This is a genomic window from Rhodanobacter soli, from assembly GCF_039523495.1.
GTDB classification, from domain to species: Bacteria; Pseudomonadota; Gammaproteobacteria; order Xanthomonadales; family Rhodanobacteraceae; genus Rhodanobacter; species Rhodanobacter soli.
On the sequence record NZ_BAAAFK010000001.1, the window covers coordinates 3284510 to 3296106 of the forward strand.

7 protein-coding genes are annotated in these 11597 nt (G+C 67.6%); all 7 read left to right on the forward strand.

Translation table 11 applies throughout. From position 1 onward, the window contains the following. The first annotated feature begins 64 nt into the window (after positions 1-64). A complete protein-coding gene (locus ABD024_RS14915) occupies positions 65-1471 on the forward strand; it encodes a Do family serine endopeptidase (RefSeq protein WP_343854309.1) in 1407 nt (468 codons plus the stop codon). A gap of 227 nt (positions 1472-1698) precedes the next feature. After that, positions 1699-3036 (forward strand): substrate-binding domain-containing protein, encoded by a 1338-nt coding sequence (locus tag ABD024_RS14920; RefSeq protein ID WP_343854310.1) that lies wholly within the window; start codon positions 1699-1701, stop codon positions 3034-3036. Between the two features lie 11 nt (positions 3037-3047). Next, the gene (locus tag ABD024_RS14925; RefSeq protein ID WP_343854311.1) at positions 3048-3758 is read left to right on the forward strand and encodes an HAD family hydrolase; all 711 of its coding nucleotides are present in this window, start codon (positions 3048-3050) and stop codon (positions 3756-3758) included. 87 nt (positions 3759-3845) lie between these two features. Further along, the gene (locus ABD024_RS14930) at positions 3846-5225 is read left to right on the forward strand and encodes a leucyl aminopeptidase family protein (RefSeq protein ID WP_343854314.1); all 1380 of its coding nucleotides are present in this window, start codon (positions 3846-3848) and stop codon (positions 5223-5225) included. An 80-nt stretch (positions 5226-5305) separates the two neighbouring features. Next, entirely contained in the window at positions 5306-7048 is a 1743-nt protein-coding gene (locus tag ABD024_RS14935; protein WP_343854316.1) for a M1 family metallopeptidase, read from the forward strand. Positions 7049-7125: 77 nt separating this feature from the next. Next, entirely contained in the window at positions 7126-8484 is a 1359-nt protein-coding gene (locus tag ABD024_RS14940; protein WP_343854318.1) for an aspartyl/asparaginyl beta-hydroxylase domain-containing protein, read from the forward strand. A gap of 201 nt (positions 8485-8685) precedes the next feature. Then, on the forward strand, positions 8686-11556 hold the full coding sequence (locus ABD024_RS14945) for a TonB-dependent receptor domain-containing protein (RefSeq protein WP_343854320.1): 2871 nt from the start codon (positions 8686-8688) through the stop codon (positions 11554-11556). Positions 11557-11597 lie beyond the last annotated feature (41 nt).

The following is an 11597-nucleotide window of genomic DNA, read 5'->3' on the forward strand; positions in this document are numbered from 1 at the left end:
ACGGAACCGTGGCGCCGCGCTCCGGTCGAAGCAGCGCCGCTTTCACCGCCTTCAGGAGGACTCCATGTCGCAGCTGCCTTTCCGTCTTGTGCCCTGGCTGACCAGCCTGCTGGTCGTGGCCGTCGTCGCCATCGGCTGCGTGCCGGGCAGCAGTCATGCGGCGACCTTGCCGGCCGCGATCGGCGGCCAGCCGCTGCCGTCGCTGGCACCGATGCTGACGCGGGTGACCCCGGCGGTGGTGAACATCTCCACCACCACCCGGGTGCAGGTGCGCGATGCGTATTTCGACGATCCGATGGTGCGCCAGTTCTTCGGCCTGCCGGCGACGCCACGCGAGCGCGTCGAGCAGAGTCTGGGCTCGGGCGTGATCGTGGATGCGGCCAAGGGCTACGTGCTGACCAACAACCACGTGGTCGGCGGCGCAGACGACATCAGCGTGACGTTGCAGGACGGGCGCACGTTCAAGGGCAAGTTGCTCGGCACCGACCCGGCCACCGACGTGGCGGTGGTGCAGATCCCGGCGCAGAACCTCAAGGCGCTGCCGCTGGCGGATTCGTCCGCGCTGCAGGTGGGCGACTACGTGGTGGCGGTGGGCGACCCGTTCGGGCTGGGCCAGACGGTCACCGCCGGCATCGTCTCGGCACTGGGCCGCTCGGGCCTCGGCAGCTCCATTTCGGGAAGCTCCGGTTACCAGAACTTCATCCAGACCGACGCCTCGATCAACCCCGGTAACTCCGGCGGCGCGCTGGTCAACCTGCGCGGCGAACTGGTCGGCATCAACACGATGATCTTCTCGCCGTCCGGCGGCAACGTGGGCATCGGCTTCGCGATCCCCAGCAACCTCACCAGCGAGGTGATGGCGCAGTTGCTGGCGCACGGCAAGGTGCAGCGCGGCAGCCTGGGCGTGCAGACCCAGACGATCACCCCGCGCATCGCCAAACTGCTCGGGCTGAAGGACAGCAATGGCGTGGTGGTCACCGGCGTGGGCGACGGTTCGGCCGCCGAACACGCCGGCCTGCAGCCAGGCGACGTGCTGACCGCGCTGAACGGCAAGTCGTTGCACAGCGTGCAGGAACTGAACAACGCCGAGGGCCTGCTGCCGCTGGGCAGCACGCTGCGCCTGGGCGTACTGCGCGACGGCAAGCTGCGCGAGGTCAGCGCCACGCTCACCGCGGAGAAGCTGGCCAGCGTCGACGGCGGCCAGCTCGATCCGCGCCTGGCCGGCGTGCGCTTCACCGAGCTGAGCCAGAACCAGCGCAACCAGGGCTGGTACGGCGCGGCGATCAGCGCAGTGCAGCCGGGCAGTCGCGCCGCACGCGCCGGACTGAGCACCAGCGACGTGGTGATCGGCGTGGGCAACCAGCGCATCACCGGCCTGAACATGCTGCGCGGGCTGGCCGGGGTAAAGCCGCGCCAGCTGGTGCTGGTGGTCGCCGACGACGACGGCACGCGCTACGTGGTGGTGAACTGACCGGCCCGGGCCAAGCCGTTCAGGCGAAAGCGTGGCCGGGATCGCCCCCACGCCGTGTCCCGGCGCACAGCTTGGGCGTCTGCCGTCGCGCAAACCCATGAGGGCGCTTGATGTTCTGCATTCAGGCCGATGAAATATCCTCACCGCTTCACCTTGTGTGCGCCTGCAAGGCGCCATACTCGCGCCATCACATCCACACCTGAATCATGCCGGGGCTCCCTACCACCATGTCTGTCCGCCTTACCCGCCTGCTGTCCATCGCCCTGATCGGGGCCTGCCTCGCCACCCCCGCGTTCGCCAAGAGCAAGCCCAAGGCGCACACCAGCGCCCCCGCCAAAAGCAGCCTGATCTGGCGCGGCGACGTGGCCACCGCGAACGGCGTGGTCAACGAAGTGGCGAAGGCGTGGGAGAAGGCCGGCCACGGACGGATCGAACTGCAGCCGTTCAACACCGCCTCGGGCATCGACGCAGTAGCCTCGGGCACCGCGGACCTGGCCGGCAGCGCGCGCGCCAGCGACAACAGCGCGCAGAACGCGAACCTCACCTTCACCCCGGTGGCGTGGGATGCGCTGGTGATCATCACGCAGTCGTCCAACCCGGTCCGCAGCCTCACGCTAAAGCAGGTGCACGACATCTACTACGGCCGCATCCACAACTGGAGCGAAGTCGGTGGCCGCAGCGCGCCGATCGACGTGTACGCGGTGGCCAGCCCCGGCGACGGCGTGGAATACAGCCTGCGCAGCCTGCTGTTCGGCCGCGGCAATCAGCCGGTGGCGGCACCGCGGCTGTACGTCAACACGCGCAAGCTGGAAGAAGGCATCGCGCTGAACCCGAACGGCCTGGGCGTGACTACCCTGGCCAGCATCAGCGGCAACGCCGCGCTCAAGGCGATCCCGATCAACGGCAAGCCGGCCACCGTCGCCAACATCGCCGACGGCAGCTACCCGCTGTTCACCCCGCTGTACCTGGTGACCAACCCGCGCAGCCCGAAGGCCGCGCAGGCGCAGGCCTTCATCGACTTCATGCAGACCGAGCCGGCCAAGGCCGCGCTGCGCAAGCACGCCGTGCTGCCGTACCAGGACGACGGCGCGCTGGTGGCGCTGGACACCTCGCGGCGCAGCCGGATCCTGGCCGAAGTCGGCGCGCGCCCGGTCAGGAGCACGCCGGTGTCGGCACCGGGTGCCACCTACGCGGCGCGTGCCGCGATCGCGCCGACCTCGCCCGACACGCTGGCGGCCCGGCAGGCGCTGGAGCAGCGTCGCGCTGATGCCAAGGACACCGCCCGCCTGAGCAAGGTGCAGGGCAGCGTGAGCGACGCCACCGTCACCGGCGTGGCCCAGGCGCACGGCAGCGCCACCACGGTCAGCCGGACCGAAGGCAAGGACTTCGGCAAGGTCAGCGCGAACGCCACCCAGGCCTCGACCACCTACAAGGTGGCCAAGGGCGACACGCTGTCGACGATCGCCAAGCGGCATTCGGTCGAGGTGGCCCAGCTGCGCGAGTGGAACCACCTGAAGAACGACCAGATCAAGCTCGGCCAGGTGCTGCGCATCCGCAATCACTGAGTCGCGCGGGCGTGCCGATACTCGCGCTGACGCTGGATCTGGACGACACCTTGTGGCCGGTGCTGCCGGCGCTCGAACGCGCCGACCAGGCGGTGGACGCCTGGCTGCGGCGGCACCATCCCGACGTCGCACGCGCGTGGCCGATCGCGGCCATGCGCGCGCTGCGCATGCAGGTCGCCACCGAACGGCTGGACCTGGCACATGATTTCACCAGCCAGCGCCAGCTCACCCTGCGACAGGCGTTCGCCGCCTGCGGCGTGGACGACGCGCCGATCGAGACGCTGTGGGAAATCTACTTCGCCGCGCGCAACAGTGTGGAGCTGTATCCGGACAGCCTGCCCGCGCTGCAACGGATCACCGCACGCTGGCCGCTGGCCAGCCTGACCAACGGCAACGCCGACCTGCAGCGCATCGGCATCCACGCGCATTTCGTCCACCACATCTGCGCGCGCGACAGCGGCGTGGCCAAGCCCGACCCGCGGATCTTCCTGGCCGCGGCCGATCGGCTGGGCGTGGCGCCCGAGCAGATCCTGCACGTCGGCGACGACCCGGCGATGGACATGGCCGGCGCCCGCGACGCCGGCCTGCACACCGCCTGGATCAATCGCGAAGGCCTTCCCTGGCCCGTCGAACTGGGCCAACCGCCCGAGCTGGACCTGCGCGACATGACCGCGCTCGCCGACTGGCTCGAAGCACAGGCTCCTGCGACCAAGGACCGATAGGCAGTCGGGGGCAATGCGCGCATCATTGGCGATTCGCCATTCATGGCACGCCCCGCGTTGTGCCATCGCAAGCCAGAAGGATCCCGCATGTCCGCCCTGATCGAACGCCAGCCCGGCACCCGCCACAGCATCGCCATCGAGACCACCGACGCCGCGCATTACGCCGCGAGCCGTCGCCGGCTCACCACGGCGCAGCGACGCTGGCTGGCCGACAGCGGTTTCGAGGCGGCCACCGGCACGTTCGCGCTGCTGGCCGATGCCGCGGGCAAGCTGGTGCGCGTGCTGGTCGGCGTCGACGCGCGCGATCCGCTGGCGGCGCTGGCCGCGCTGCCGTGCAGCCTGCCCGAAGCGAACTACCACCTCGCCGACGAAGGCGTGCTGGGCGATCCGGCGCTGGCCGCGCTGGGTTGGGCACTCGGCGCCTACCAGTTCAACCGCTACCGCCAGCCGAAGCGCGCGCCGGCCCGGCTCGCCGTGGCTGCCACCGAACTGCAGCAACTGGCGCCGCTGATCGAAGCCACCGCACTGGTGCGCGACCTGGTCAATACGCCGACCGAGCACATGGGTCCGGAGCAACTGGGCGACGCGATCAGGCAGCTCGGCAAGACGCACAAGGCGAAGGTGCGCGACTGGGTCGGTGACGAGTTGCTCAAGGCGAATTTCCCGACCATCCACGCGGTCGGTCGCGCCAGCCATCTCGCACCGCGGCTGGTCGAGCTGAGCTGGGGCCGGAAGGCCGACCCGAAGCTGGTGATCGTCGGCAAGGGCGTGTGCTTCGACAGCGGCGGGCTCGACTTGAAATCCGCCGACGGCATGCGCTGGATGAAGAAGGACATGGGCGGCGCGGCGCACGCGATCGCGCTGGCCGGCCTGGTGATGCAGGCGCAGCTGCCGGTGCGGCTGACCCTGCTGATTCCCGCGGTGGAAAACTCGGTGGCCGGCAATGCGCTGCGCCCGGGCGAGGTGGTGGTCACCCGCGCCGGCCACGCGGTCGAGATCGACAACACCGACGCCGAAGGCCGCCTGGTGCTGTGCGACGCGCTGGCCTACGGCACCGAGCAGCAACCCGACCTGATCCTCGACTTCGCCACCCTCACCGGCGCCGCTCGCGTGGCGCTGGGCCCGGACCTGCCCGCGCTGTTCGCCAACGACGAGGCCGCGGCCGCCGGCGTGCTGGCCGCCGGCCGCCGCGTCAACGATCCGCTGTGGCAGCTGCCGCTGTGGCGGCCGTACCGCAAGATGCTCGATTCGTACCTGGCCGACTTCGCCAACGCCGGTCCGTCACGCCATGCCGGCGCGATCACCGCGGCGCTGTACCTGGAGCGCTTCGTGCCGGACGGCACGCCGTGGCTGCACCTGGACACCTACGCCTGGAACGATGCGGATCGCCCCGGCCGCCCGCGCGGCGGCGAGGCGATGGGGCTGCGCGCGACGTTCGAGTTCCTGCAGCAGCGCTACGGCGGCTGAACCGGCGGCATGACTTTCCGGCGTTGTCGTGCCGGGGTGAAAGATTGCATCCTGCGGGATTGCCCTGACCGGAGCCCGCCATGCCTGTTCGCCCGCACCTGCTCGCCGCCTGCGTGGCGCTCGGCCTCACCGCCTGCACCAGCGTACCCGTCGCCAAAACCGCGGCCGTCGCCCAGCCGGCACTGACTGCACAGACGCTGAGCTCGGGCGGCGTGATGCCGGCCGAACAGGCGCGCGTGCACTTCGATCATGCCGAGCTGCATTTCGCGGTCGATCCAGCCGCGCAGAGCATCGACGCCAGTGCGACATTGAGTTTCACCGCCAAGTCCGCCACCGACACGCTGCTGCTGGACCTGGACCGCAACCTACCGATCAGCGCGATCGAGCTGGCTGGCCAGCCGCTCGCCGCCGGCGCGTGGAGCAACCCGGACGGCCGCCTGCGCATGCGGTTGCCCGCGCCGCTCGCTGCCGGCGGCAAGGTAAAGGTCACCATCCGCTACGGCGGCAAGCCGCACGTGGCGAAGAAGGCGCCGTGGGACGGCGGCTTCGTGTGGAGCCATACCGCCGACGGCCAGCCGTGGGTCGCCAGCGCGGTCCAGGGCGAAGGCTGCGATCTGTTCTGGCCGTGCATCGACCAGCCGCAGGGCGAGCCCGACCTGGTCGACACCTACGTGACCGTGCCGAAGACGCTCGCCGCGCCCGGCAACGGCGTGCTGGTCGGCATCACCGAGGAAGGCGAGCGGCATACGTATCACTGGCGCGCCAAGCACCCGGATACCTACGCGATCGCGATCAACATCGGACCTTTCGACGAACTCAAGGCGGACTACAAGAGCCGCTACGGCAACACCATCCCGATGCAGTTCTGGTACCTGCGCGGACACGAGGCGCAGGCGAAGAAGCTGTTTGCCGGGTTCCCGCGCATGCTGGATTTCTTCGAGCAGCAGATCGGCCCGTATCCATTCGGCGACGAGAAGATGGGCGTGGTGGAAACCCCGCACCTGGGCATGGAGCACCAGACCCTCAATGCCTACGGCAACGGCTACAAGCAGGATGGTTACGGTTTCGACCGGCTGCTGCAGCACGAGTTTGCGCATGAGTGGTTTGGCAACCAGCTGACCAATGCCGACTGGGACGACATGTGGCTGCACGAGAGTTTCGGCACCTACATGCAGCCGCTGTACAGCCAGTACCTCAACGGCGACATGGACTATTTCAGCTGGCTGCACCAGTTGCGGTTGCAGTTGCGCAATCGCCATCCGATCGTGTCCGGCAGCAGCAAGACCGAGGAGCAGGTGTACGACGAGTCGGCCGGCCCCGGCCAGGACATCTACAACAAGGGCGCCCTGATGCTGCACACGCTGCGTGCGCTGATCGGCGACCGGGATTTCTTCGAGAGCACCCGTCGGCTGGTCTACGGCCGCCCTGATCCGCAGCCGGGCAATTTCAAGCCGCGCTACGCGACCACCAACGACTACATGGCGATCGTCGACCAGGTCACCGGGCGCAAGTTGGACTGGTTTTTCGACGTGTACCTGCGCGACGCCGCGCTGCCGCGCCTGGACGAGCAACGCGACGGCGACACGCTGAAGCTGCGCTGGGTGACCGAGCACGGCAAGCCGTTCCCGATGCCGATCGACGTGCAGGTGGGCGACACCGTGCACACCTTGCCCATGCGCGACGGCAGCGGCCAGCTGCAGGTACCGGCCGGCAGCCTGCTCATCCTCGATCCGCGCTCGAAGGTGCTGCGTGAGCTGCCGCACGTCAAGGCATACCGGCAATGGATGAAGCAGCAACGGGCAGCGCGGTCCGCGCAGAAATAGCCGCCCCGGGGCACGGGCCGGCAGCTGCCGCTCGCGTCCCTATAATCACCGGGAACGTTCAACAGCGAATCTCCCCGATGAACAAGCCGTCACCTGCCACTCCCGCGATTTGCCGCGAACAGGCGCTTGCCGCATGGCAGCGCGGCGACATGGCGATCACCGAGCAGGCCTTCCTGCACCTGCTGGAAGTCGAGCCCGATGATGCCGAGGCACTGCAGTTCCTGGCCACCCGCCAGCTTGGCCGGGGCGATATGGAACGCGCGATCGAGCTGCTGTTCGCGGCACACCGCGCACAACCGCAAGATGCGGCCATCCTGCACCGGCTGGGCGAGGTGCAGATGCTGGCCGGGGATCTGGAGGCCGCCGCCGACAGCTTGCGCAAGGGTCTGCAGGTGGCGCCCGGCATGTTCGTGGCGCGCCTGCGCCTGGGTGTCGCGCTCGAGCAGCAGGGGCGCCGGCACGAGGCCATGCTGGCCTACTTCGGCGCGATCGATGTCGCGCAAGCGCAAGGGCGCTGGCTCGACGACGCCACCACCGCGCCGGGCCTGCGCGACGCGGTGAAGCATGCCGTGCGGTACGTGGCGGCCGGCCGGCGCGAACTGTTCGACGCGATCATCGAGCCGCTGCGGCAACGCTATGGCCGATCGGAACTGGCTCGCGTCGACCAGTGCCTGGCGATCTATCTCGGTGAGCAGGCTGCGGTGCTACCCGATCCGCGGCAGCGTCCCAAGTTCCTGTATTTCCCGGGCATCCCCAGCCGGGCGTTCTATCCGCGCGAGCGCTTTCCGGCGCACGCGCGGCTGGAGGCGGCCGTCGACGTGATCCGCGAGGAACTGCGCGCCGTGCTCTCGCACACGCAGGACGATCTGGTGCCGTTCCTGGGCACCAACTCCGCCGAGGCCGTGGCGGCCCAGTTGCTGGGCTCGTCCGGTACGCAAGAGGCGGCCTGGGATGCCTTCTTCTTCTACCGACACGGCGTGCGCCACGACACGCAATGCGCGCGCTGCCCGCGCACCAGCGAGGTGCTGGACTCGATGCCACTGGTCCGGGTTCGCGACCACGCGCCGGAAACGCTGTACTCCGTGCTGCGCCCGGGTACGCATATCCTGCCGCACCGCGGCGTCACCAATACCCGCCTGGTTACCCATCTTCCGCTGATCGTGCCGCCGGACTGCGCCTTGCGCGTGGGCGGCGAAATCCATGTGTGGGAAGAAGGCCGCTGCGTCACCTTCGACGATACGTTCGAGCACGAAGCGTGGAACCACAGTGACCAGACCCGCGTGGTCTTGATCCTAGACAGCTGGAATCCCGATCTCAGTGAAGCGGAACAGGCGGCGGTAACGGACCTGGTCGCGGCCATCGGCGACTTCAACCGGTCCAGCGGGACTCCAGCGTACCCCCTGCTCCCGGAGCCTTCCGGATCGCGGGCGGGTTGATCAACGCTCCGACGGCCGCCTGGCTTGCGCACCGGGGGTAGTTGTACGCGGGACCGTTTCTGGGAGTAGTCTTTTGCCGGCTGGGCACTGCAGGCGATCATCGTCGCGTAGCCCAACGTGTACCCCGGGGAGGGGACTCAACGCATTCGAAAGCTGGGAACGAATATCAACTTCTACTGGGGAGACCAAATGAAATACGGCATGAATCACCTGTCATTGGCGGTACGCCTGGCATTGACCGCGGGAATCATCACGGCAGCGGGCGTGGCCCAGGCGCAGGCACCGCAGGCGGACAACCCGCCATCGTCGGATCAGGCCACGCCACCGTCCAAGAGCAAGGCCAAGACCCTGCAGGCGGTTGTCGTGACCGGCTCGCTGATCCGGCGCGTGGATGTCGAGACGGCGAGCCCGGTGGTGACGCTGGACCGCGCGACCATCACCAACTCGGGCAAGCCCGTGTTGGGCGACGTGCTGCAGCAGATGCCGAGCATTTCCGGCAATGCCACCAATCCGCAGAACAACAGCAACGGCGGCGGCGTAGCCAGTCCCTTGCTGGAAGCAGGCGATGGTGCGTCGCGCGTATCGCTGCGCGGCCTGGGCATCAACCGCACGCTGGTGTTGGTCAACGGTCAGCGCATGGCCAACCCGGATCTCAACCTGATCCCGCCGGAGATGATCGATCGGGTCGACGTGCTGGCCGAAGGCGCCTCCACGGTGTACGGCTCCGACGCCATCGGCGGCGTCGTCAATTTCATCCTGCGCAAGGACTTCAAGGGCGCCCAGTTCAGCTTGAACGACGGCATCTCCAGCCACGGCGACGCCCAGCGCCGCGGCTTCAATCTGACCGCCGGCAACACGGGTGAGAACTACAGCATCGTCGGTGGCCTTGACTACAACAAGTACGACGCGACGCTCGCCGCCAGGCGCAAGTTCTCCAAGCAGCAGTTGTACCTGTCGAGCGGCTCTGTCGTGGCGGCCGGTTCCAGCTCGATTCCGACCGGCAGAATCCAGCTGCCCGCATCGATCGTCAACCAGTACGGCTGCCCGATCAATTCGAGCGGCACCGCCAATGTGACCCTGGCGCAGGGCGATGGATCGGCCCTCGGCGACTACCGATGCCGTCTCGCCTCGGATACCTATAACTACGCGGCGCTCAACTACATCCAGACCGCGCAGAAGCGCACCAACGGCTTCGTGCTCGGCAGCTTCAATTTCACCGACAGCCTCACCGGCTTCGTCGATGCGTTCTACAACCGCACGGTATCCAGCGGCCAGGATGCTCCTTCGCCGGTCGGCACCGGCGACGGCCTGATCATTTACGCCAACAATCCGATCAATCCGTTCGGCGTCACCTTCAGCCAGAATCGACTTTTCCCCGGCGACCCGAACAGCGGCTACACCTTCCAGACCCGCCTTACAGGCGCCGGCACGCGCGTGCACAGCTACACCACCGATACCGGCCAGATCAACGCTGGCCTGCGCGGCAACTTCGGCCAGGACAGCAGCTGGATCTGGGACGCGTCGGTCAACTACAGCCATACCAAACGCGACCAGCGCGACACCAACGAGGTGGACATCCCGTCGCTGCAGGCCGCCGTCGACGGCGGCGCGAACATCTTCAACCAGGCCGACCCGAGCGTCGGCGCGCTATTGAGGGGCGGCGTGAAGACGCCGATCTACGTCTTTACCCAGTCCACCAAGCAGGCCCAGTTCAATGCCAGCGGCGAGCTGTGGGATTTGCCCGCCGGCGCGATGCAGCTGTCCGCCGGCGCCTTGTACCGCAAGCAGTCCATGAACTACACCGTGAGCGACTTTGCCGTGCTCGATCCGGTGACCACCACCTGCCAGATCCTGCAGGAAGCCTGCGGCTCGCCCGGGCGTGGCGACTTCGACGTCAAAGAGGTGTTTGCCGAAACGCTTATCCCGTTGCTCTCCGAGCAGCCATGGGCACGCTCGCTGAACCTCGATCTCGGCGTGCGCACGTCGAACTACAGCACCACCGGCACGACCACCAACGGCAAGATTGCGATCGAATGGAAGCCTGTGGACGATCTGCTGGTACGCGGCACGGTCTCCCAGGTGTTCCGCGCGCCCAATCTCAATGAACTCTACGATGGCCGCACGCTGGTCCAGCCCAACTTGAACGATCCGTGCCGCGGACTCACCGCGGCCGATCTCGCGGCACATCAGGCAGCCTGCCAGTTCGTTCCGGTGAACTGGGGCGGCAACGATCCGGCGCAGGTCAACACGTTCTACTCCGGTGCCGCCACGGTGGGCTCGACACTGAAGCCTGAAAAGGGCAAGTCCATCAATATCGGACTGGTCTACGATCCGGACTGGTTGCCCGGCCTGTCCACCAGCCTCGATTTCTGGCACATCCACCTGTCCGACACGCTGACGGCGATCCAGGCCGATATCGTCGTCAACTCCTGTTTCAACAACGCCAGCAGTCCGTATTGCTCGTTCATTACGCGCGAGGGCAACACCAGCACGAAGCCCGGCCAGGTGTTCCTGATCAATACCCCGGTGGTCAACCTGGGCAACCTGAGCACCACCGGCATCGACTACACGCTGCGCTACAAGGTCCCGCATTTCGACCTGGGCAGCGTGGATCCGGGCAACTTCCGGGCCGGCCTCAGCACCAGCTACACCTCGACGTACAACATCAACGCCACACCCGGCGAGCCGGGTGCAAAGACGATCAACTACGCCGGTACCCTCAGCCCGCAATTCGGCAACATCTCGCGCTGGCGCGGCACGGCCACGCTCAACTGGGACAAGGGCAACTGGAATGCCCAGTGGCAGACGCGGTACATCCACCGGCTGACCGCGCTCAATGCCGACGCCGCCATCACCGGGGTGAACATCCCGATGGCTTCGGTGCTCTACCACTCGATCCAGCTGGGCTATGCGGTGCCATCGATCCACACCCGCTTCGACGTCGGCGTGGACAACCTCAGCAACAAGCTGCCGCCGCTGGTCTACCAGAATGGTTCGAACTACAACGTGGACACCGCCACGTACGACGTGCTCGGCCGCTACTACTGGGCCCGGGCGACGATCAAGTTCTGACATCCTGATCGGGTAGGCGACATCCGGAACGTCCGGAGCAT